Consider the following 23,385-nt stretch of genomic DNA (forward strand, 5'->3'; position numbering starts at 1 on the left):
TAATCTCTCCTTTCTCTAATTGATAACCTCTGTTGTTTTGTCAGATATTCTAGATGAACTTTCTTGCCAGTATCTTATAGTATCTCCGGATTGCAATGCATTAGTAAGATCAAATACATTGTATTTTTTTCCTCTTCTCGTAAACCTTTTGTTAGTAACAGTTTCTATTAACTTGCCAGCTCTTATAAGTTCAAGTTTTCCTGTCAAATCATCAGACATTTGCTCGATATAAATTCTCTTATCTCCTGCAAATGGTTTTGTAATTATAAGTTTAATTTCATCTGTTTTATTATCACTAATTACTGTATCTTCTTTAAATGCTTGTTTTACCCATTGGAATAATTTTGCTTCAGGGTTGTTAATGTCATTTGGATCAAGTGGTTCATTAACTATGTTTACATCTTTCCAGCCTTTAAATACATCATCAATGTTTTTCTCTAAAACTACTGGTGTAGGAATTCTAACTTCTGTATCTTTCTTTACATAGTATTTAGCATTGTTTGGAATGTAGAAATTATTGTCATCAGAAACTTTAAATGTTACTAATACCATGCCTTCTGGTCTTTCATCCTCAATTTCTTGATCTGTCTTACTTGGGTCTATAGGGATGACATCTGCTTCTGGTTTGTATTGTGCTGTGAATGTAACTTCTTTTCCTTCTAGTTTAAGAGCCTTGTCCCAACCAGAGTTTTTGTCTATCAATTTATAATAAGTGTCTGCTATTGCTTTTGGTACTACCAAGCCATTTTTCATAGCTTCAGCCATTGAATAGTCTTTAGCAACTTTGTAATATACATTTTCTAATTTAGTATTTTGTTCATCAAGCTTTAATGTTCCATGTTTACCTTTATTAAATGTAACTTTTATAAATTGTTCTTCAACTTGATCAGTATCACCAATCTTTTGAACTGGGTCTTGCCATTGAGCTATTAATGTTTTGTCTTCATTTATAGCTGTATTAGCAAAGTCAAAGTAAGCTTCTTCGTTTTCTTTGCTCTTTTCTTTCCAGCCCATAAAGACTTTGCCATCTTGTGTTGGTGCTTCAGGGTTTGTTGCTGTCTTTCCGTGTTCAACTGTTTGGCTAGGAACGTCGCTGCCGCCCATACTATTGAATGTTACTTTATGTTTAGCTGTTGTCCATTGAGCTGTTGCTGTTCTTGCTTTTTCAAGTGTTACTAGTTCGCCTGCTTGGTAAATTTTTTCTTCTCCATCAAGCTTCCAACCAGCAAATGTAGCATTATCTTTTTTAAGTCCATCTGGTCTTGCAAGTGCAACTGTTGTGCCATAGTCTACTTCAACTGCTGCTGGTACTGTTCCTGTGCCTTCACCTGCTTTATAAGTTAATGTTACCTTAGCTAGTTTAAATTTAGCTACATGGATTCTTTCACTTGTAATTGGAGTTTTTTGGTCGATTTCTTCGTACCAAGTATCATCTTCGTAATGTTCAGCTGGTATTGTTTTTGGAACTGCTAATTGTTTATCTGTTGCTGTTTCATTTTTGCCTAAAACTTTTAGAGTAATTCCTGCTTTTGGATTTACATAGTAGATTTTTACTAGCTTTTCACCTTCAAGTTTACCCTTGGCTTCATCTTCTGTCTTGAAGGTTACTTGTACATATCCGTCTGGCTTTTTAACAGTGTCGTCTGTTTTTTCTACTATATCATCTGTCTTTGTAAAGTTAAAAGTAAATTCAGTTTCTTGAGCAGTGAATGTTGCTTTTAATTTTTTAGTTTCGCTTGTATCCCAATCTCCACTGATATAACCAACATCTGGATTCTTTGTAATTTTTTCAGCTGATTCTGTCATGTCGACTTCTACTTCTGGTGATACATAGTAAACTAGGTCGCCTGATAGGCTTCCGCCTGTGCCTGCTTTGAAGATTACTTTTACATAATTTTCAAGTGCGTCTTTTGGTCTTTGTCCGCCAGGTGCTTCTGGAATTATGTTTTTGTGTACTTCAACTGGAACTTCTAATGGTTTATCATTTGTACCAACGCTTGATCCGTCAGTGTATTCAACGATTACTTTTGCTATACTCTTTCCAGGATTATTTACATCTGGATTTTCAACTATTGTTACTTTGCTAATAGTTTTTCCTTCAGGTGGAGTAATTTTAGCTTTGATTTCATCTACTGTTGGTGTCTTGCCTTGTGGTGTGTGAACTGTATCTGCACTTGGTACTTGAGGCTTAATAACTTCTGGTGTTACAGAATATTTTGCAATGATTGTAGTTTCATTTTCAAATTTTCCTACTATCTTGTCTGTCCAAGTTTTTGCCTTGTCTTCTGTTGATTCCCACTTAGAGAATTTCATTGTGTAGCCAACTGCTCCAACATTTGCAGGGTCTGCAGCTACAGTCTTACCTGTTGGATTTGTTACATCAATAGTAACTTCCTTAGTTGGATTAACCCAGAATGTTTTTTCAAAAGCTGTTTCATCTGTAGCCTTGTCTGTTGTTTTAACTATAACTTTTACATAGCTGTTTGGTACATCTGGTTTCTTGTTCGGATCTGTTTGTTCAACTACATCCTTAGCAAATCCTGGTGAAATTATTGTGTTTTCTGTAAACTTGTGACGTTTTGTAAACTCATAGACACCATTTGCTTCTTTATTTTCATTTTGAGCATCCTTATCTGCTGTCCAATTTGTAAAGCCTAGTGCCTTCTTTTCTTCTTCTGTTAATTTAATTTCAGGAATTTCTACCCAAGCCTTTGGATTGACATAGTAAATCTTTGAATCTTTTTCTCCTGGTTTTCCTGTTGGGTTTACTGTTACCTTTACATATTCTCCAGTAATATCTTTCAATTCGCCTTTTTCAGCTTGTGAAAGGAATAATGGTTTTTCTGTTCCTGTAAGTGCTTCGTAAACATTTTTGTAAACTGTAATTGGTATATCAAGCTCTTGTGGCTCTTTGCCGTTTTTGAAAGTAACTTTAGCTTTGACATTCACTGTGCGAACAAGCTCATCCGTGTCGGCAGCTTTCTTTTCATTGACTAATTCATAAACTTGATCGTTTGTTGTTAATTCGTTTCCAGCTTCATCGTATAATTTTATTTCAGTTCCTGCTGGAAGAGGTTTTACCTCATCTTTTTCTCTCCAAACAAGTTGTGCTTTTAACTGGTCAATAGTTGGAGCAAAGTCGTTTGTCCAAGTGCCATTAGGATCTTTAAAGGCTTCTGTTCTTACTAGTCCAGATGCGCTTAGGCCTGACCATTCAAAGTAGGCTGTAAATTCATGAGCTTCGTTAATAATTGTGTTTTTGTTTAATAGTGGACTCTTGTCCCACTTAGTAAATTTCTTTCCAGTTTCTGGTGTGATGTAGTACTTGTCAGCAACTTTTTCCTCACCATCCTTAAGTTCTTCTGGAACTGGAAGTAGGTCTGACTTAAGTCCCTTTATTACATCGTAGTATAATTCTGTCTTTGAATTTCCATCCTTGTCGGTAAATGCTCCGCCCTTGTCCGCCTTATAAGTTACTCTTACATAGCCATCTGGTACTGGATCATCTTTTGGAACTTCAATTACTCTTACATCCTTATAATAGAAGGTAATTTCATCCTTGCCTGTTCCGTTGATTCCTAAGAATTCATTTGTTTTTTCATTTACATCAAAGAATAATTGTTGTTGTGGTTTTTCATCTTTGGCTAAAACCCAGCCTGGTATTGGTCTATAGTTTCTTGCGTCAAAGTGACGATTACCATTTGTAACTAATTCTTGGTCAATAATCTTTCCTTTTTCTGGATCGTCTTTAAATCTTTCATCTATATAGTTAACCTTATATTGACGAGTTCTAAATGGTTTGTAGAAGAAGTGGAAAACATTGTTTTTTACATCAGGATTGTCTTCTACTTGGTTAGTTGCTGTATTTAATTTCTTTTCCGGTTCTACACGGAATTGTTGGAAGTAAGTGTTATTAGCCTTTACTCTTCCATTATATTCTTCATATAGTGTCTTTAAGTCGCCTGTTAATTTTTCACTAAGTTCTTCATGAGGAGCAAGCACCAATTCGTCATTTTGTTGGTCTCCAGTTGTGGCAACAAGATAGTTTGCACGCTTATTAGCTAAAATTTGTTCAAGTGGCGGTTTTGTTTCTTTACTTAAATCCAAACTTAAAAAGTGGTGTACTACTTTTACATCTACTTTGTCGTTTGGAAGCCAAATTGCCTTTAGATAAACTGGTGCTACTACGTCGTTACCAAAGGAGTAAAGTTCTGGAACCTTATAAGTATCTCTATAGCTTGTGTCTTGCTCGTTAGTGTAGTCGCCTGTATTGGCATCCTTCTTATAATGGATGACTTCCCAGCCCATAAAGTCGTAGCCTTTTCTTGTAGGCTTATATTTCGGCTCTACAAGCTTTTGTCTTTGAATTACTGTAAAGACTTGCTTGTCGCCTTCGTTGGCTTCTTTTTTCGCATAAGTGTTTATTTCTTCTTGACCAATGTCGCCTTCTTGGATTTTCTTGCGACTAGTAGTTAAATCTTCTTCTTTAATGTTTCTTAAAGATCCACCGTTCGGATCAAATGTTACCTTCCATTTATAATCTGGTTCGCCCCACTTAGCATATAGGTTTACTGGGTGGTTAGGCATCTTTTCGCCCGGGTTCTCCCAAATAAGCTTTGAACCGGCAGGGTCTAGTGCCCAGCCCTTAAATACCATTTGGTCTGAAAGATTATCTGGTCTCTTAACTTTTAACTTGCCATCTGCCGGATCTGTGAAAACAAGGTCTGTAAGGCCTAATTTCTGTAAGTTTTCCGGATTATCTAATAAGTTCTTAGGACCTTCCTTTGTATCTACTTTCTTATACTCATCATTTGAATCTACATCAGGACTTAGGGCCTTGAGTGGGAATTCATAGAAGGTATCTATTTGGTTCTTAGAGTTAAAATAGCTATCATCTCTAGTGATTGATGGGTCGTAATTAAACCTTAGTGGGTACTTATTACGAGTGTATTTAAAGCGTAGGTAGCCGTTTTCTTCAAATGATTGACCACCTTCTTTTACATCTCCAAATTCGTCTGAATCGCTAAAGAAGGATGATATAAACTCTAGCTGTCCGATAGGAAGTTTTGTTCCAAAGTTGTTATAGTATGTCCCACAATTGTTAGGGGTGATTTCATCACGCGCGTCGTTTAGGTCATTAATTTCATCTTCGTTCACGCGGCCATTTTCCTCACTACCCTCTGCAATAGCTGGCCATGCAGCTCTAGGATTATAGCCATAAGGGGTAAAACCTAAAACTTTCGGGTACCTATGGCCATATCCCAGACCGGCGGTGTCCGCCTTAGTCCTAACAAGATCGTAACGGATTATGGTTTCTCCGTCCTTAAAGCCGTCCATCCAAAAGTCCATGTGGTGAGGGATAGATGGATGATCCTGCTTAATACCGAAGGAAAGGGTTGTAAAGTCGAGTGGGTCTAAATCGATCGTTGTGCCGTCACCCTTGTCTATATGTTTAACATAGCCGCCCCAATTAGTGTAATTAGCCATGTCAAGGAACTCATCGGCATTAAGTCTATAAGGAGGTGTGTCCAAATGTATCGGCCAATTTGGTCTAGTATAATTTGGTCCCCAGCCAAAAGATTGATAGCCCGGTGTAAATCCATTTGTTTGCTTGGCATCGTTTGGCCACTTATACATCATCTCATTAAATCTAGCCTTGTAGTGGTAGAGATTGCCAGGTCCACCTACTTTAACTGCCTCACCTTTCTTTTCGTCATATTTCCAAATTTCAGGGTAGAAGGTGTTTTCTTCAGGTTGTGCATTGGACTTAGTAAAGTATAGGTCGTATACTTGCCTGTCGTAGTAGATATTGTAGACAGTCTTACCTGTTGAATCAACAGACTTAACTAGGTTTACATTTGCAGGGTCCTTATTTTGCTCGTGAGTTAGAGCTTGGTTGTAGACATAGAACTTGTTTAGATAAAGATCTTCGCCACGATTAAATCTTGCGTTAGCCCATATCTTTTTTAGACGAGCTTGGTCCAGGTCAGTAAAGACTATGTCTTTTACAGGTTCATTATCCAAGTCCGGTCTCGAACCTGTGGCTTTTTCTTTATAGACACGAGTACCTATATAGTCGTACTTATCTAGTAGAGATGCATCATCTGCATGGTCTGCCTTTTCTGCCCAGAATTGTACAGCGTAGTCAGCCTTTTCCTTTTCCTTCCACACAGCTGTGAAAGTAACTTTACTTGCAGGCATAATCAAATTGGCATCAAGATCTTTGATAGCACCGCTGGTTCCAACTGCAATTATTTCATTTGCTTTATATTTTTTTCCATCCTTTGTTTTTAATTCTACAGATGGCTTCCAGCCTAAAAAGTCGCCGCCGACTTTTGTAGGTATATCTGCATCGGCAATTTTAGGAATAACTTGTCCATAATAAAGAGTACGAGCTGGAAGAGCTGTGCCGCCCGCAGTGTCAAAAGTCACATCGTAGTGGGCCCGGATATAGCGATATTCTAAAATAAAGTTCTCAGCATTTTCCGGAACTTGCATGATTATATGGTCAGCTTCTGGAACAAAGCCTTCTCTTCTTGGATCATCTTCACTCAAAGGACTTACTTCCATAGTGGAGCCAGTGTTACCGTTTTGAGTGGTGAAAAGTGCAGTTTTATCTCCAGTGCTTTCGTCTGGATTTTTATACTTATTAAAATCTTCTAAGACTTGGAAAATATGTTTTATTTTTATTTGATTTGACTTGGCTTTGTAGTCAAGCTCTTGCTCATCAGAATATCTTAATCCGTTAGCATCATTTCCTGTTTCATTTTTTCCTTTTGCAGCATCAAAAACAGTTTTGTAGTCGATTGTAAAATTATCTTGTGGTTCGTCATAACCAGCAAGGGCAGGTAGGTCTATAGTCTTATTAACCTTTGCTTTTTCTGCATCTGTTGCTGCTGCACCTACACTTGCAATATATGGTTGGTAGTCAACATCATACTTTTCGCCTCTTTGTACCTTATAGTCAGTACGCAAAGTGTAGATAGCCGGCTGAGCTGGATTTTTAATTAAATCCGCTGCCGTTTGGTTTTCATCTGGTTTTGCAGGCTTAGCAGGTTTCAACTCGTTGACATAGTTCGCCTTATCGCCTGCGATGTCATTGTGATCAACCTTGACCTTCCTTTCATCTTTCGCTAATAAGCCAACAGGCATAGCGCTCACAAGCATCATCCCTGCGATGATTAGCGTTAGTAGTCTTTTGTATTTAAAATTAAATTTCATACCCTTTTCCCCTCTCTATGTATGATTATATATTATGTTTTTTCAAACACTTGTCCACATACAATTATACCACATTTCCCGCTAAAATCATAGCAAATACATCAATAAATTGAATCAAATTGAAAAATTTAACACAATCTTAACATAAGAGATATATTTTTTATTAAAATAATGGCTATGAAATGCATTTTGCACGCAATAATTATATAGTTTTTTATATATTTCACGTTGGCAAATTATTTGTTTCATGACAATCCTTTTGCAGAGCACTTGGATGAGATTGGCGTAGTACAGAATTTTTTGGAGCGGCCGTAAGTTTAAGCAAATCGTCGTTCACTTCGTTCCGTCTCTTTGTAAACTCTGGCATAAGGCATGCATAGCCAATCGAACATCGCTAACACTCGTTCTCTTGGTGCATGGACTTAACGTGTGCATAGAAGCACTCCGCAGCGACAAAATAATTTGAAACTAGCCAAGATCGCCAAGTGAATGCAAAAGAAAAAAAGAGAGCCCATATCTTTCAATATGAACCCCCTTAATATAATTATTTATTATTTAACTCTTTTAAACTCATGAACTAGCTCTTCGCCTTCAAAGCCACTATTAATAAGGTCTTCCATGATTAGATCATCAATCATTTCGTCAACACTTTCATAAGTCTTGCCTATGAATGGATCCTTCTTCATCGCTTCGATCTCTTTTATAGCCTCGATAGTCTCAGCATTTGGAACTTCGTTTTGGGTTTTATTCTTATTATTCATAAACACCTCTTTTGATAACAGAATATTATAATATTGTCAATCTTAATTCTATTTAATATTCAATTCCTTCTTCAAGCCCTCAGTCAAAACCCTTGAAAAATTAACACCATATTCTTTAGCCATCTCATTTAAGTAGCTTGGTATAGTTACTGTCTTTTTAATGGTCTTAGCACTAGTTCTTCTGATGTAGTCATCCATATCGATATCAATCATGGTTTTAAAACTCAAATCCATGTCAGAGAATTTGTCGTCGTCTATGACAATGTCGTCAATCGAACTTGCCTTAGGAAGCGTATTGCCCTCTATGTAGTCATCATACAAAGCACAGCCTAAAAAATCTTCCGCCATGTAATATGCATCGGAAATATTGTCTCCGCAAGTAGCCCCCATGCCAATATCAGGAAAAACAATAGAGTAGCCTTCACTTTCAAGATCCTTGTAAAAAATAGCAGGATAGATTAATTTCATACTTTCACCTCCGTTTATAGTAAGGTTAATGTTTTGTTTTAATGTACCTTTTCACTTCTTTATAAAAATTCTCTCTTGTTCCAATCAGCACTACTAGTATAAACTTACCCTTATCCTCAATGAGTTCATAACAAATTTCGTAATTTGTCTTGTTATAGTAAACATCTAATGACCAAAATCCTTTTAAATCTCCAGTTTTTCTACTTCCAATAGTGTAATCTTCTTTAATTCTAGCAAGTTCTGTTCTAATTTTATCCATTAAGCCCTTATCACTTATCTTTTTTAAAAACTTTTGACTAGACTTAGATAATACTAGACTATACATTGAAAAATTCCTCAAATTCTACAGTCTCACCGTTTTTATACTCATTCAAAATATCACGTTTTAATTTTTTCACAGCCATTGGCATGCTCTTTTTAACTCTTTTAAACTCCTTAAGCAGCTCTTCCCCCTCAAATCCGCTATTAATAAGGTCTTCCAGGATTAAATCTGAAAAATCATCAAAATCTTCAGCTTTTGATAAGATAATTTTGTCATCTTCAACGTCAAGCTTTAACTCGTCGTCAACATTAAATCCTAGCGCCGATAACACAATCTTAGGAAGTATAATCCCTTGAGAGTTGCCCCACTTTTTTATGGTAATGTTCATAATATCACCTCAATTATAGTTTATACTATGTATAACTATTTGTCAATAGTTTTTTTATATTTTTTCACTCGCTTACAAAATTTAAGCAACTCATTGCTTCCTCATCACATTTAGTTCGCGGAGCGATTTGATGAGATTGGCGTAGTACAGAATTTTTTGGAGCGAGTCGTATAAAAATACGTCGCAGCGACAAAACAATTCGAAACTAGCCAAGATCGCAAATCGAATGCGAAATAAAAAAAGAGAGCCACATCCCTCGATACAGCTCCCTTCATTACCTATACTATTGAATTATCTTCCTAATAAGAAGTGACACATCATGTCTAGGCACTTAGCATCCATAAGTATGCCCATGTGGTTGCCATTAACAACTTTGAACTTTGATCTAAGCTCTTCTGGCATCTCGTCAAGCTCCATACCCATAGTTGCTGAGTATAGCGGAACTAGGCCATCGCCTTCCTTAGTCATAAGCTTTTTAACCTTGCTAAGACCACTTACGTTTTCTGTGTAGTAGCCGCTAACTTGAGTATCCATGCCCTCTCCAACTATGAACATGGAATTTGGTCTATGAAGCATGTAAACGCTTTCGTCCATGCTGCCCATTGCTCTGTAAGCTTGTGCACGTCTTAAGAACTCAGTGAATCTTTCACTTCCTAAGTATGCTTGCATTTGCTCTTGAACGTCATCTGATCCAAGGCTTTTGGATGCAAATGTTAGGTGAAGCTTGTTCACAAGTGAGTCGTATGTCACAAAATTGTTCTTTAAAAGCTCGCTGTCAAGCTGCTTTTGGTTCATTACAACTTGGTATGGATACTTATCAAGCATCTTCTTTGTTGGATATAGCTCAAGAAGTCCGTCGTAGTCTTGTACAACCTTGCTGTCTATGTTAAGGAAATTGTTAAGGAAAAAGTCCGCGATACCTCCTAAGATGTTGCCGTTAGTCATTTCGTTGTAAGCGTGCGGAGCACCCTCGTATGGTGTACCGAAGGAGATGTATTTATCTACCTTGTCATCGTGCTTAGCTAGGTAGTGGCTTGATACAAGGCCGCCCATGCTGTGCGCGATAAGGTCAACCTTTAATTTTCCACCTTCGTTAATGCTGTCGATGAAGGCATCAAGTTTTTCGCTTGTAATTTCGTTAGACTTTCTCCAATCGTATGAGAATAGATATACCGGTCTATCTGGGAAGTGCTTGATAAGCGCATCTATAAGCAAAGTGTATGATGCCGCAGGTCCAGTGTGTCTTGTTATTAACTTAGCATATCTAAGGTCGCCTTCTTGCAGTCCGTATGCATTGTTTTTTATATTAAGAAGCTCACTTAGCTCAGACTTTCCGTATCCAAGTGGGATCCAGATTCTCTTGCCAATAAATTCTTTATCAGATGAGATCATGCCAGTTTTGCGTTCTTCGTCGCTTACGTATTTTTCGTCAATGGAGTATAACTCGCTTCCCGCAATGCCTGGAACGAAGACTATAGGTCTTTTATCTTCACTTACTTTGTCTATAGCAGCGCCGCCATGAACATAGTCAAGGATACCCTTAGAATCACCATTTAGATAAGTTTTCTTGGATAATTCAGTATAAAGTTTCTTAGTGAAAGCGTAGTCTTTGTTGTTCAAACGAGCCATGTCAAGAACTGTGATTAAGTCGTAATCACTTCCTAGCTCATCGGCTGTGTTTTTAAGCGCGTTCGCGTTTCTGAAGTAGAAGTGGTCGCGACTTGTGTATGGACCGTCTGCTCTGATTGGGCCAATTGCTGGGTAGCTCGATGTGTAAAGCACAAGGTAGTTTTTATCAGCCTTTTCGATGGCTCTCGCCTTTTCGATGGCTGCGATCGGATTTGAAAAACCTAGTGCAAACTCTGGAGTCTTCGCGTTTTTGATAAGCGCTGCATCCTTTACCTTCTCTACTAGAGTTTCTGCTCTACCGTTGAAGTAGATTAGTGAAACACTTAGATTAGAGTCGCTCTCAATAAGCTTCTCGCTAAGCTCATTGATTTCGTTTTTTATTTCAGCAAGTCTTTCCTTGCCAGTTGCCATGCTTCTGTCAACCATGAAGATGACCTCTTTTGTCTTAGTGCCAAAGTCTATGGATGGGCCAGCTTTTACTACAGCTTGGCCGAAACTCATGAATATACTTAGGCACATGATTAGTGCTAATATTATAGCTTTCTTATTACTTCTCATGTAATCCTCTCCTTTATAATATACGTTGCTATTATACCACAAAGTCCTAAAGCGTGCAAGATTTTTATTAGCTATTCTAAATGTTTTACGCGAAGTATGTTTCTTCACCTAAACCGTTCTTGAAGAACCTCGTCAATGAATTGACGTGAACCTTTGCGCTATGCAGAGCACTTGGTACAGATGACTTTAGTGAGAAAATTGATTTTCACGAGCGCAGCATTCGGAGAAAACTGCCTTAATTTCTTAGCGCAACGAACCGGCCGTAGGCTCATCTAGTTGAGCGAAGCGAACGAATATGAGACCACAGGTGAGTAAGCTTAGAAATTATCAGTTTTCGTAGACGAGCAAGCGAAGGAAAGCCGTAAGTTTAATCAAATCGACGTTCGCTATGCTCCGTCTCTTTGTAAACTCTGGCATAAGGCATGCATAGCCAATCGAACTTCGCTAAAGCTCGTTCTCTTGGTGCATGGACTTAACAATTTTCGATGTGCAAATCGAACGCGAAATAAAAAAGAGAGCCCATATCTTTCAATACGAACCCCCTTAATTACCTGCACTATTTTATTTTATCGACATGAGTATCAATTAAAATAGAGTTTCAACAGATGTTGTCACAATTTTCGCTCCTTCCATCGCGTTAACCGCACCACCATCCTTATTCATAATAAGTTTTTGGTCAACGATAGCTTGGAAAGCCTCCTTAACAGTCTTAGCGTCAAGACCGTTCTTAGGATTTTGGACAGACAAGTTATAATTTTTGCCGTCCTCACATTTGAACTTCATTTGTAATCTTTTCATCATTTCACCCCCTTTCTAAAAATTAGAGCCAAATTATAGCTCAGCAACAGTGATCTTCACCGCTCTAGATATTTCTTTACCTAAAAGCGCAGAAAAAGCACCTTTAAAAGCGCCAAGAGCGTCATTATTAGCCCTTGGGTTAATAAAGTTAACAGTCTTAGAGAAATTTCTCTTCGCACCGTTACGCTCACCAGTAAAGTAAACCCTTATACTAGTCTTTTCCATATTTCTCACCCCCTTTCACTAGAGCTTTTCGCCCTACACTTAATATATACAAAATCAGGACAATATTTCCCGTGCACAAAAAAACCATAATTATGGAAATCGTGCACACAAACGTCCAATTTATATGCGAAATGTCTAAAAATTGCAGCGTTTTCCAATATTTATGCATAAGGTAGAGTTTGCCACACACATAGTTTAGTAGCTACAATAATCTTAAGAAAATAAAAAGGAGGACAGAAGAAGAAAATTAATTTTGACAAAATCGCAGAAATTTATCAAGAAAGCGGCATCGTGGCAACAGACGCCATAGAAGCACTCAAACCACTAATGCTCGCGCAGATCAGACGCTACTACCCAAACTACAAAGAGCTAGAAGATTTAATCCAAGAACTCAGAGTCGTGGCACTCGAGGCACTACTTGACTTCGACATCAAAAAAGGCGCACACGCACTCGCACACATCAAATCCAGGATGAAATACCATTTGCTTGGTAAATACAAAAAAGGCATAGACACACAGCCACTAGACGACGCCTTCCTCGTAGAAGACGAAACCAGCATGGACGACTTCGAAAAACTATTCTACAACGACACCTTAGGAAAAGTTTTTAAAGAGCTCACATACGAAGAAGAAAAACTCATCTATTTACGTTATTACACCGAGATGAACTACGAAGACATAGGGCGCGCACTTGGATACTCAAAAAGCACCGCCGCCAAGAAAATATCGGGGCTGCTTAAAAAACTCAGAAAATTATACAAAGAACAGGGACATAATACTAAAGTATGAAAATTAGAATAATAGACAAATATTGACATAAAATAAGAAAAAGTTATTGACAAAGAAAATATAAAGGACTATAATAGACCTATAATAAGGAGGAAAAATTATGAAACAAAAGCAGTTGGCGGCATTAATCCCAGCTTACGATAGTGAAGGAATAAACACGACAGTCGCCATATACCAAGACATGAGCGCTGAAAACCTAAAAGTTTCAATAAGAACAGCAGTTTCTAGACTATTTAGAGATAAACTTGCAGACGAGAAAGGCTACAGAAAGTGGGCAAAAACAGTTGCCGAGAAAAAGACAGGCCTTGCACTCGTAATCAGAGATACAAGACTAGTAGGCATCAAATGCAGAAAACTACGCTCCAAAGGCGACGGATCCATGATCTACCTAAACAGATCGCTAATCTACGACATCGAAGACGGATACGTGCACATCCAAGGCCTAACAAAAATACCAGTGCTCGCAAAGAAAAGAACAATCAGAGATAGAATCAAAGACTGCGACAGAATCAGTAAAGCTTATGACGAGAAATTCGGGGATTGAGTACCTAAGTACCCAATCCTTTTTTTATGCATTTAGATGATGATAATGGCAATGGTTATGGTTATGGTTATGGTTATGGCTATGGTTATGGTTATGGTTATGGCTATGGCTTTGCATGGGTAAACTTGAAGTGAAAAAATCGTCCACAAGATAAATTGAAAAAAGAAAAGAAAAAGATAGCCTTGTTTCAAAAAAAGCCGAGTTTCTGAAACAAGAGAAGGGGAAATGGATTATTGTTTCAAAAAGAGATAGATAGAAAATAAATCACCTAATAAAAAATAAATCCCCTAAAATAGTGAAAATAATAGACGATTGAGCTAAGACATAATAAAAGACCCATAGCCCCTTTTGATTGGAAAGGAGTACTATGGGTCTTCTTTTGTAAATAAAACGCGTGTGATGAGTTTTGAAGCGTGGGTTTTTATCTTTTTTTATTCTTACGTTTTTTATAATCTATATTCTGTATATCATCATAAATATACTTATTTGATAAATATCTAATTCTGTTTTCAAAATCTGGAAACATGTCTTCTTTTAAATAATAATATTCCTTTAATTTTTGTGTTAGCTCATTATTAATATATTCTAAACAGTCTTTCTTTGTCGTTTCCACAGAGTTAAAAAGCTCTATTATTTTATTGATATTCTTTTCATAATAATCTTTTGATTCTTTTATATTATTTACATCTTCATCGCTTCCTATTTCATTACTTTCAATCAAATCATATTTGCGCATTAAATTTGCACCTTTTTCAAAATAGAGGGCTTCCTGATATTTATATTCATCAAACTCTAAAATAATCTTAACATAAGGAATTGCTTTTAATAGTTTATTCTTTTGAACTTTTTCAAAATTAAGAAAGGCCCCTTTTTGAGCAATAATTCGTTCATTAGTGTGACTTTTTCTCACCTCTGAAAATAATGTTGGGCTATCAAATTCCTGATCATTTATTTTGAATAAATACAATGTTGGACTTCTATACTCATCTATATTTTCTCGTAACATAAATAACATTGCTATATACGGATTCTTAGTAATATCTAAAAGAGCAGTTTTTAATCCATAGTGCTGCAATACAGATAAATTAGATTCTCTTTCAGCTATGTTACTTTCACTCATAGATACATAGTTAATTATATCTGGAAACTCATAAGATAATCTTAGATACAACCCTTCAAAATCTCTAATATAGTCAGAATTCTTACTATATCTTAATGCACCTGGCAATAAATCATTTTTGTCAGATTGACCTCTAAAATAATTAAAGTTCAGCCCGTCTCCAGTTAGAGTCTGTAGCAATTCCTTATAAAGATAAAATACTTGCCAATGACTTATCTTCTTTTCTCTAGTGATTAAATTATTGCATCTTGTAACCAATTCTTCAATTTTCGCCTTATTTTTTTCATCGTTTGATTCTACCAAATTCACACTAGTAATATTATAGTTCCTATTTCCAGATAAGGCTTCGCTTATATTTGGAATATATTTTATCACTATCGTATTTTTGATAAAACATTTATCCTCATTATAGCAATCAATAATTTCTGCATAAGATTTTTTATTGTTATCCGTCATTTTACTCACCCAAATATATCTAATTCTCTAAGTCTGTATTTAAGCGTTTCCCTTGGAACGTTCATTAATATAGAAGTCTTATCCGTTAATATATCTATATCAGTACTAGAAAATTTTTTTGTTGAATCATAGTTAAGTTCACTCATAATATGTTCAAGAGCATCTCTCAATAAATCTTCTGGCATTAATAATTCTACTGCAAAGAAATTAGCGTTAATAGAGTTTACATCTGAAATAAACTTTTCTAATTCTACTTGAAATTTACTTGCGTCTTTGGGGGCTTTAAATCCCATCAATATATATCCAATTTCATGTGCAATTGAAAATCTTTGCCTTTGATTACTTATATATTTATTAATCACTATATGTCTTTTCTCTATATCTGTTTCATACTCAACAGAAGCACTTTTGTGAGTAGCATGCATCATTTTGCAAGCACCCATCTCATCTTGATCTTCAACTACTTCTAAATCATCTTCAGTAACTTCTATCTTACAAAGCTCTGCTATCTTCTTAACATCTACCTCAAACTCTTTTTCTAACTTAGCTTTTTCTACGTCCCCTCTGTACTTTCCAAACTTTTCTAAAAATTCTTCATCATAAATTTGACCGTAAGTTTTTAAATCTGGCATTACACTTTCACCTTCTTTTAATAAAATTATAAACATTTTTACCACTTGTATACATATTATACCACAAAAGATACAAAATTTAAGCGCTTTACAGTCAAAATTTTAAATTTATTTACTTTATGCATAGTATTATATAAAGGATTTCTTATTTCTGCAATAGCAAAGTTTATTTGAAATAAGCTTTACTTTTTTTATAAAAACATTTTTCTTACATACTTACTATAGGAGGCAATAACGCCTCTTTTTTTATGTTTACGGAGGTAAAAGTATGACTGACAAACTTATATCGCTACTTGCTATGACTTTAAAATTCATGTTCAAAAACACTGCAAAAGACAAAGCAGAATTTGTAATGGCAATTGCAAGCCTAGTACGCGAAATAAAAGATCTAGTCGTAGAATGACGTAAATTGTTTTAGGTTAAATTCTATGATTAAATGAAAAAAGACCTATAGTGCCGCTTATTATACTAATGGGTGCTATGGGTCTTCTTTTGTAAATAAAGCTCGTGCGATGGGTTTTGTTAGGTCATTTAATCATATACCGTCATAATAAGCCTAATATTAATAAAGGAGTAGTATTATACCTAAAAATAATTTAATGCCCCTTAAAATCGATTTTGAGAGGTCGTTTTTATACACTTTATTTGTTATTTTATAGAAAGAATATAATTTATTGATTTTATTAAATAATCTGATCAAAATAAGTTTTTCAAATCCACTTAATTAATGATTTATTTATATGAAAGTAAATAAAGCTTTTAGAGTACACTAAATGCTAGCATGGATTAAATGTATAAAAAAACAATTCAATGAAAGATAACAAATTAATTATATTTGACATTTATAAAAATTAGATGATTGTTGTAATTGTAATTGATTGTGTTAAATGCTAGTTATATTATATACTTCTTATAATTAGCTCAATTCAAATTTATGTACAAAAAAGGAAGGTCATATGACCCTCCTCTTTTATTTTAGTTAATTGTTAACTATTTTGCAACTGTGTATTCAATAACTACTGTCTTTGATTCTGTTGTAGCGCCAGTGTATTTTATAACAGTTGTATATTGATTTGTTCCTGTAACTACTGTTGATGAAGTTATAGAAAGTTTAGTTTTATCAATTCCTGGAACTGCATCAAGAATATTCTTTATTGCAGTTGCTGTTGTTGCATCACTAAGTGTTGTACCTTTTGGTAATTCAAACTTCTTATTGTGTGCATCGATATAGTCCATTATAGCTTTTTGTTCTTTATCAGCTTGAGCTTTAGCTGCATTTCCTGCTTCTGTTGCAGTTTCTACGTGGAATGGTTTAGCTGCTAATGCTTTAGAAGCTGGTGCGCTTGTTAAAGTTAATACAACTTTACCGTTTCCTTCGTCAGGTGCAGCAGTTCCTACATATACAGGTGTTCCTGAAGCTGCAAGGTTTACTAATTCAGCTGTTACTGAAACATTTTTAGCTACTTCTGTTGATAATAAAGCTTTTGCTCTCTTTGCAATTTCAGCTTCGATGTCTGCCTTAGCAGTTAAAGTATTAGCTAAATCGTCAATCTTTAATGTAGCTAATTCAGCTTCAGCTTTAGCAATCCAGTCTTTGCCTATGTCATCAGCGTTCTTAAGAGCTCTTACTGATAATAAGTTACCAACATTGTCAAACTTAAGTTCAACATTTCTGTTCATATTAGCTTTAACAAATGCTGTAGTATCCTTAGGTCCTCTACCTACAAAGCTATTGTTAATATCTAAGAAAGTAGTACCTTCAAGTACTGTGTATAGTTTTTCAACACCAGTATTGTCACGAATAACAATTGTACGTCCATCACTTAGTGAATTTACAGCTGTTAACTCAAGATCCATTCCTGGAAGGTTATCTGATGCGTCAGTAAATCTGATAACTTCAACAAAGTGATTTTCATCCATTACTAATTGAGCGTATCCAGATCTTCTGTCGTTAAATACCTTAGTATCTTTTGTGAAGTATACTTGTTCGTTAGCATCTTCAACACCGTTGTCGTTAAAGTCATACCAGTAAGTTTGTCTATAAGTTATTGACTTAATAGCATGTTTAAGTGGTAAGCCTTTCTTTGTAAGAACTGCAGGTCTAGTAGTTTTATCAGCAGCTACGAATCTCTTAACAAATCCTCTCATAATTGCTTTTTCTTTTGAGTCATTGAAGATTCTTAGGTCAACGATGTCGCCTTCCTTGATTTCGTCAGCATGTACTCCTCTGTAGTCTCTAATGTCTACAGTGTAAACAGTACCTTCTGCATCTACAAATTTTACTCTATCAATATAGTTGTACGTATCAGTAACTAATGCATATACTTGAGTCATGTCTAATTTTTCAACTGTATCAGTGAATACTACTATTCTTGCAACTTTCTTAGCAGCTTCGTTGTCGCTTAAGAAGTTGTAAGTTCTAGCGTATCTTTCACCCTTAATGTTTTTACCTTCGATTAATTTCTTAAGGTCATATTCGCTCATTACATAAGATTTTAATTTAGCATTGTTTTTGTTGCCAGCAACAAATTTAGCCATATCAGCAACTTGTTGTAATTCTCCATCTTCATCAATGTAATATGCGTTTAAGTTGTCAAAGTATCTATAAACTACACCGTTTCTCTTGATGTACCTATCTGTTATACCAGTAGGTTCTTGTTCTCTTTCGTATCCTAAGCCTCTAGCTTCTTTTCTTCTAACAACAAGACCCATAGTGTTTGTAGTTTGATCTTTACCTTCTTCGCCTTCACCTGTATAGAATACTATATCGTCTTTCATAAAGTCGTTGTGTAATACAGTATTGTTTACTCTAGCGTCATAGTAATAAGTGTCTCTACCTTCTTTAGACCAGAAAGCAGCTCCCTTTGCAGGAAGTAACTTAACTTCACCGTATGAAGCTATTTGTTTAATAGCATTAATTCCGTCATTCCAAGCAAGGTCTGATTGGATAAGTTGAACTGATCCATCTAAAGCTATAAGAGCTTTAACTTTTCTGCCTGTGATAGGTTTTAAGTCAAATCTGCTTGTTACAACTCTAAATTCTTTTCCTTCATAGCTATATACTGCTCTGAATGGAACTTCATTTACATTGTGAATGTAATATTCATTTTTGTCTTCTAATACTATAAATTCTTCTCCATCACTGTTTCTACGAGTGTCTGTAAGTTTTTGTTCTGTTTTAGCATCTTTTTTAACAATAGCTCTTCTGTATCCATCATAGAAGTGGATAACATCGTCAGCTGCGATAAGTTTTCTTTCGCCAACAGAATATTTACCATTGCTGTTAAATGTTACTCTGTTTCTTAAGTCAGCTGCTCTTTTTACTCTTGCATTGTCAGCATCGTCATAGTAATAAACGTTTTCATTTTTTACTGATTCTACTGGTGCAATATCTGTAAATTGGTAAGCATCGATGAAGATAACTTTACCGTTCTTTACAGTAACTCTAGCAAAATCATAGTTGCCTTCTTTGTATCCTCTAGCAAAGTCTTCATACTTGTAGTCTTTGTCGTTTAGATAAGTTCTGTAGATTCTTTCGTCTTCTCCAGCATATCTTTCGTCAAATAAAGCTGAATACTTGTTACGGTTTAGACCAAATTTCTTGTAGTCAACGCTTGTGATGTCGCCTTCAAAGTAGTTGTATGTCTTATCAACTGTAACGTTAACAATCTTGTCTTCTTTATTAACTGTTAAGTCAATAACTTTACCAAGTAAGTCTTCAGGGTCTAACTTAAGATCTTTGTCAAGTACGTATTTGTGTTGGTCGCCTCTCTTAGTTCTGTTTCCGTCAACCCAGTTAGCTTCTTGAACAACTTTAATAACTTCAACAACGATTTCGTCGTCAGCCATCTTTTCAACTCTTGAGTTTTCTAGAACGATAGCTTTAACGATCTTTCTTTCGCCAAATTCTTTGCTTGTAATCATGTTGTAAACCATCTTGAAAACGTCTCCTCTTGTAGCCATGTCTGTGTAAGCTAGTGGGTTAACGTTTTTGAATAGTCCTAATGATTGAGCTTTAACGATGTAACCAGCTGGATAAACATCTCCAGGAGCGTTTTGGCCAAGTGCGATTGTAAGCATTGTAGCCATGTCTTGGTAAGATATTTGTTTGTTTGGTTGGAATGTTCCGTTAGGGTAACCGTTTACAAAGCCTTGTTGTTTAGCAACTGCGATGTATCCGTTAGCCCAAAGGTTAGCTGGAACGTCCTTAAATCCTGTAGGAAGGTTAGCTAAAGCTTTAGCTGAAGCTTCAAGTCCTTTAACTCTAACGATCATAGAAGCAAATTCTGCTCTAGTTACGTTCTTTTCAGCTTTGAAGTCTTCTGAATCTTTTGAATAACCAGAAATGAATCCGGCTTTCTTAAGAACGTCGATAGCTTTTGCTAGGTATTCGTCCTTAACTTCTTCCTTCTTTTCTTCTTTCTTTTCTTCTTTCTTTTCTTCAGTCTTTTCTTCCTTCTTTTCTTCGGATTTTTCGTCTTTCTTTTCTTCAGACTTTTCATCCTTCTTTTCTGTTGCTACTGGTTCTTTTTTGTCTTCTGGTTTAGTTTCAGTAGCCTTTTCAGCTAGAACTGAAGTAAATGAGCCTACTATCATGACTAATGCAAGTAGTAGTGCAAGTAATTTTTTACTCATGTCTAATGACCTCCTTTTGTATTTGTGTAGGAAAAGCCTACACTCTTAATGTATTATACCATCTAAAAAAGAATTTTGCAAGTAAAAAGCTTTATCTGTAACATACTTGTAACACAGTTACAAGTATGTTACGAGCTGTGGGTCTGTTCTTATGGATAGTCAGCTCTAAATATATCTGTAACAATGTCAGTTTCTTGCGAGCTTGCAGCCGTTTTATTAGGCTTTCAAGCTTGTTTCTTGCTCAAAACAATTTTAGTGGTACTTTATTTACAATTACATTATAACACAGAAAATGTGTTTTGTATGTTAAGAGTGTGTTACAAAATACTATTTGCGTGAAAAAAGAAGGCTTTTGCAAAAAAGTCTTCCTATATATATAGGCGATATATTTGAATATTTATTTAGATTAAAAATAGAAATATTTTCAATCGCAAGAAGATTTTTGCAAAAAAAGTCTTTTTTTTATGGCTTATATATGTATGAATATTTGGTATTAATATTTTTATAGATTTAAAATAAGCAAGTATTTTGGATCGCAAGAAGGCTTTTGCTAAAAAGCCTTCTTTTATTGGGATTATATATTGAAGTTATATATTTGAATATTTGGTATAAATATTTTAAATCTGTCACATATACGTGTATTTGTCTATGATTTACGAAGCGCGCTAGCCATGTGCATGGTATTGATGCATAAATTTCTTGACTTTGTCTTCCTTTTATAATATAATACACTATGTAGTTTATTTTGCTAGACTACTAGGAAAGTAAGGGGATTCTCCTTCGTAGGTCATACTTTGTATGGCTACCCAAGTCTCGTTTCACGAAATATTTACTTATGACGAATTCTTAGGCGCGGGCTATGCCTAAGCTTGGGTTAAATAAAGAAATCCTCCTTCGTTATTGATTTCTTTTGCCCTTTGCTTTCCTTAAATATACCATCCCCAAAGGCAGTACATGTGTACTGCTTTTTTGTTTGGATTATGGCAATGGTTTTGCGGGTGATCGTTTACGAAGTGGCAAGGCCATTCTCAAAGAAAAAGACGCCTCGTGTGAAGCGTCTATATATATTATAGGAAGATAGTTTTAGATATTACTCGTTTAGTTCCCAGTGGCCATGTCTTCCTACTCCGACATATTTAATTTCTGGAATATCTTTTATTAGTCTTTCAATAGTTTTCTTGCTAACCTTTGCTCTGTCTGCTATTTCTTGTCTTGATATTGTATTATCTTTTTTTATCTCGAGTTTTATAAAGTCAATTAAATCTTTACTTGTTTTTGTGTCATTTTGTAGAGCGACATTTGATTTTCCTAGAGCGACATTTTTATCATCTTTTTCTTCTGATTCAGTCATATGCTCATTTTGTAGAGCGACATCGTTTTTTTCTAGAGCGACATTTTCTTTATCATTTTCCTCGGATTCAGTGATATGCTCATTTTGTAGAGCGACATCGTTTTTTTCTAGAGCGACATTTTCTTTATCATTTTCCTCGGATTCAGTGATAGTCTCATTTCGTAGAGCGACATCGTTTTTTTCTAGAGCGACATTTTCTTTATCATTTTCCTCGGATTCAGTGATAGTCTCATTTCGTAGAGCGACATCGTTTTTCTGTAGAGCGACATTTTTATCATCATTTTTCTCTGGTTCAGCTATATGCTCATTTTGTAGAGCGACATTTCCATTGCCATTATCCTCTTCTTCTGAACCAACTTTTTCTGTAGCTATCCTCTTAAGTGGAACTATGGTTCTAAATATGTCACCTTCCTCGAATATCGGATCTGTGCCTGAATAAAGTCTTGTGTACTTATATGTGTTACGCATGCCCGAACCAAGCTCGTCTGCTAGTCCTATCTCTCTAAAGACTTTGGATATTGGTGGATTTTTAGGGAATGGCGCGAAATTTTTAATATCTAAAGCTCCGATGCCATGTGCAAGGTTACTGTTTTCAACAACTATCTTTTCGTCATCGATAATCATTTTAGCTGGAAAACCGCTTGAATAATCTCTGTGAGCGAGTGTATTTGAGACTATCTCTCTAAGTATTCTGTCTCTGGCACTAACATTGACGATGCCATCTAGCACAAAGAGGTCATTTAGGTGTTTTTGTCCAAAGGCTATGAGCCTATCGTATGAATCAATAAGGTTTGTGGTGATGACGTCTCTGTCGTCGTAGCGGTCTTTATTAACTACTCTAAAGATTGCGTCTGTCTTATGCTGTGGCAGTACTGACATGATGGTGTTGTCTTTACCAAAAAGCAGTATGGCTGCTAGTGTAAGGCCTTCTCTGTTTGTTTGTGGGTCGATTAGTATCAGGTTTGCGCTTCTAAGTAGTTCCTCGTCTGTCATGTCTTTCCACGAGTGGCTTTGATTTCTAATTGACGCTCTCTTTCTGACTTTTGCGATGATTGACGCATCTAGGCACTCAAGTGTTAGATTTGGATAAACTTTATTGACAAAGTAGCTGCCTTGTTTCCTCGCATACAGCTTATAAACTAGCTCTGAGCTGTCTGTAATGTTGACGTCTCCCTCGTATGATCTATCGTAAATTCTTGAACCGTGTCTACAAACTTGATTGCCCTCTGGCACTCGTATATAGATAAGGTCTTTGCCATCTACCACGATATGCTCTGGTGTGAGGTATAGTGGTGGATAGACTTTTTTTGGATTGTTTATGGCTGTGGTAAAATCTTTGATCATTTTATCTGCTTTTGCTGGATTTACACCGACTATCTCTCTTTTGTCGTTAACGCCTAATATGATGTGTCCACCTGTCCTATTATTAAAGGATGCGACGGTATCATAAATATCTTTATTGAGTGTATTTTTTGACTCTTTTAGCTCGACATCAATCTTCTCGCCACTGGCAATAAGTTTTTTTATCTCTTCTTTTGTCATTTTGAC

15 protein-coding genes are annotated in these 23,385 nt (G+C 35.8%); 3 read left to right on the forward strand and 12 right to left on the reverse strand.

Features of this window, described 5'->3' with window-relative positions; all coding sequences use genetic code 11:
- Nucleotides 1-15 precede the first annotated feature (15 nt).
- The 8 genes from M1R53_RS07430 to M1R53_RS07465 all read right to left on the reverse strand — a co-directional run bounded on the left by M1R53_RS07430 (nucleotide 16) and on the right by M1R53_RS07465 (nucleotide 12,310).
- The gene (locus M1R53_RS07430; protein WP_249242585.1) at nucleotides 16-7,221 is read right to left on the reverse strand and encodes an InlB B-repeat-containing protein; all 7,206 of its coding nucleotides are present in this window, start codon (nucleotides 7,219-7,221) and stop codon (nucleotides 16-18) included.
- A 551-nt stretch (nucleotides 7,222-7,772) separates the two neighbouring features.
- Nucleotides 7,773-7,982, reverse strand: a complete 210-nt coding sequence (locus M1R53_RS07435; RefSeq protein WP_249242586.1) for a hypothetical protein — start codon at nucleotides 7,980-7,982, stop codon at nucleotides 7,773-7,775.
- Between the two features lie 48 nt (nucleotides 7,983-8,030).
- Complete coding sequence (locus M1R53_RS07440; RefSeq protein ID WP_249242587.1) at nucleotides 8,031-8,450, reverse strand: type II toxin-antitoxin system HicB family antitoxin; 420 nt, start codon at nucleotides 8,448-8,450, stop codon at nucleotides 8,031-8,033.
- A 25-nt stretch (nucleotides 8,451-8,475) separates the two neighbouring features.
- A complete protein-coding gene (locus tag M1R53_RS07445; RefSeq protein ID WP_249242588.1) occupies nucleotides 8,476-8,775 on the reverse strand; it encodes a type II toxin-antitoxin system RelE/ParE family toxin in 300 nt (99 codons plus the stop codon).
- A complete protein-coding gene (locus M1R53_RS07450) occupies nucleotides 8,768-9,100 on the reverse strand; it encodes an AbrB/MazE/SpoVT family DNA-binding domain-containing protein (protein ID WP_249242589.1) in 333 nt (110 codons plus the stop codon). Before M1R53_RS07450 ends, M1R53_RS07445 begins: the two co-directional genes overlap by 8 nt.
- A 291-nt stretch (nucleotides 9,101-9,391) precedes the next feature.
- Complete coding sequence (locus M1R53_RS07455) at nucleotides 9,392-11,287, reverse strand: alpha/beta fold hydrolase (protein ID WP_249242590.1); 1,896 nt, start codon at nucleotides 11,285-11,287, stop codon at nucleotides 9,392-9,394.
- A gap of 585 nt (nucleotides 11,288-11,872) precedes the next feature.
- Nucleotides 11,873-12,088, reverse strand: coding sequence for a DUF2922 domain-containing protein (locus M1R53_RS07460; RefSeq protein ID WP_249242591.1), 216 nt, complete (start codon nucleotides 12,086-12,088; stop codon nucleotides 11,873-11,875).
- Nucleotides 12,089-12,118: 30 nt separating this feature from the next.
- The gene (locus M1R53_RS07465) at nucleotides 12,119-12,310 is read right to left on the reverse strand and encodes a DUF1659 domain-containing protein (RefSeq protein ID WP_249242592.1); all 192 of its coding nucleotides are present in this window, start codon (nucleotides 12,308-12,310) and stop codon (nucleotides 12,119-12,121) included.
- Between the two features lie 291 nt (nucleotides 12,311-12,601).
- Here M1R53_RS07465 and M1R53_RS07470 point away from each other — a divergent pair, with 291 nt between their 5' ends.
- On the forward strand, nucleotides 12,602-13,099 hold the full coding sequence (locus tag M1R53_RS07470) for a sigma-70 family RNA polymerase sigma factor (RefSeq protein ID WP_249242594.1): 498 nt from the start codon (nucleotides 12,602-12,604) through the stop codon (nucleotides 13,097-13,099).
- Nucleotides 13,100-13,199: 100 nt separating this feature from the next.
- The gene (locus tag M1R53_RS07475) at nucleotides 13,200-13,643 is read left to right on the forward strand and encodes a hypothetical protein (RefSeq protein WP_249242595.1); all 444 of its coding nucleotides are present in this window, start codon (nucleotides 13,200-13,202) and stop codon (nucleotides 13,641-13,643) included.
- Nucleotides 13,644-14,064: 421 nt separating this feature from the next.
- On the opposite strand, the gene M1R53_RS07480 is transcribed toward M1R53_RS07475, so the two are convergent.
- Nucleotides 14,065-15,219 (reverse strand): FRG domain-containing protein, encoded by a 1,155-nt coding sequence (locus M1R53_RS07480; protein WP_249242596.1) that lies wholly within the window; start codon nucleotides 15,217-15,219, stop codon nucleotides 14,065-14,067.
- A gap of 5 nt (nucleotides 15,220-15,224) precedes the next feature.
- Nucleotides 15,225-15,887 (reverse strand): ImmA/IrrE family metallo-endopeptidase, encoded by a 663-nt coding sequence (locus tag M1R53_RS07485; protein ID WP_249242597.1) that lies wholly within the window; start codon nucleotides 15,885-15,887, stop codon nucleotides 15,225-15,227.
- A gap of 232 nt (nucleotides 15,888-16,119) precedes the next feature.
- On the opposite strand from M1R53_RS07485, the gene M1R53_RS07575 reads away from it, so the two are divergent.
- Nucleotides 16,120-16,254, forward strand: a complete 135-nt coding sequence (locus M1R53_RS07575) for a hypothetical protein (RefSeq protein ID WP_283162599.1) — start codon at nucleotides 16,120-16,122, stop codon at nucleotides 16,252-16,254.
- Nucleotides 16,255-16,841: 587 nt separating this feature from the next.
- Here the strand turns inward: M1R53_RS07575 and M1R53_RS07490 are convergent.
- Both M1R53_RS07490 and M1R53_RS07495 read right to left on the reverse strand, forming a co-directional pair.
- The gene (locus M1R53_RS07490; RefSeq protein ID WP_249242598.1) at nucleotides 16,842-20,486 is read right to left on the reverse strand and encodes an S-layer homology domain-containing protein; all 3,645 of its coding nucleotides are present in this window, start codon (nucleotides 20,484-20,486) and stop codon (nucleotides 16,842-16,844) included.
- 1,090 nt (nucleotides 20,487-21,576) lie between these two features.
- Nucleotides 21,577-23,379 carry an RNA/DNA-binding domain-containing protein gene (locus M1R53_RS07495; RefSeq protein WP_428979549.1) on the reverse strand — a complete coding sequence of 601 codons (1,803 nt, stop codon included), beginning with the start codon at nucleotides 23,377-23,379 and terminating at the stop codon, nucleotides 21,577-21,579.
- Nucleotides 23,380-23,385 lie beyond the last annotated feature (6 nt).

Source organism: Fenollaria massiliensis (genome assembly GCF_023347705.1).
GTDB lineage: Bacteria > Bacillota > Clostridia > Tissierellales > Peptoniphilaceae > Fenollaria > Fenollaria massiliensis.

Bases quoted from the DNA above. Each gene is read 5' to 3' on its own strand.
- M1R53_RS07430 (WP_249242585.1), bottom strand. From the start codon at position 7,221: ATGAAATTTAATTTTAAATACAAAAGACTACTAACGCTAATCATCGCA.
- M1R53_RS07435 (WP_249242586.1), bottom strand. From the start codon at position 7,982: ATGAATAATAAGAATAAAACCCAAAACGAAGTTCCAAATGCTGAGACT.
- M1R53_RS07440 (WP_249242587.1), bottom strand. From the start codon at position 8,450: ATGAAATTAATCTATCCTGCTATTTTTTACAAGGATCTTGAAAGTGAA.
- M1R53_RS07445 (WP_249242588.1), bottom strand. From the start codon at position 8,775: ATGTATAGTCTAGTATTATCTAAGTCTAGTCAAAAGTTTTTAAAAAAG.
- M1R53_RS07450 (WP_249242589.1), bottom strand. From the start codon at position 9,100: ATGAACATTACCATAAAAAAGTGGGGCAACTCTCAAGGGATTATACTT.
- M1R53_RS07455 (WP_249242590.1), bottom strand. From the start codon at position 11,287: ATGAGAAGTAATAAGAAAGCTATAATATTAGCACTAATCATGTGCCTA.
- M1R53_RS07460 (WP_249242591.1), bottom strand. From the start codon at position 12,088: ATGATGAAAAGATTACAAATGAAGTTCAAATGTGAGGACGGCAAAAAT.
- M1R53_RS07465 (WP_249242592.1), bottom strand. From the start codon at position 12,310: ATGGAAAAGACTAGTATAAGGGTTTACTTTACTGGTGAGCGTAACGGT.
- M1R53_RS07475 (WP_249242595.1), top strand. From the start codon at position 13,200: ATGAAACAAAAGCAGTTGGCGGCATTAATCCCAGCTTACGATAGTGAA.
- M1R53_RS07480 (WP_249242596.1), bottom strand. From the start codon at position 15,219: ATGACGGATAACAATAAAAAATCTTATGCAGAAATTATTGATTGCTAT.
- M1R53_RS07485 (WP_249242597.1), bottom strand. From the start codon at position 15,887: ATGTTTATAATTTTATTAAAAGAAGGTGAAAGTGTAATGCCAGATTTA.
- M1R53_RS07575 (WP_283162599.1), top strand. From the start codon at position 16,120: ATGACTGACAAACTTATATCGCTACTTGCTATGACTTTAAAATTCATG.
- M1R53_RS07490 (WP_249242598.1), bottom strand. From the start codon at position 20,486: ATGAGTAAAAAATTACTTGCACTACTACTTGCATTAGTCATGATAGTA.
- M1R53_RS07495 (WP_428979549.1), bottom strand. From the start codon at position 23,379: ATGACAAAAGAAGAGATAAAAAAACTTATTGCCAGTGGCGAGAAGATT.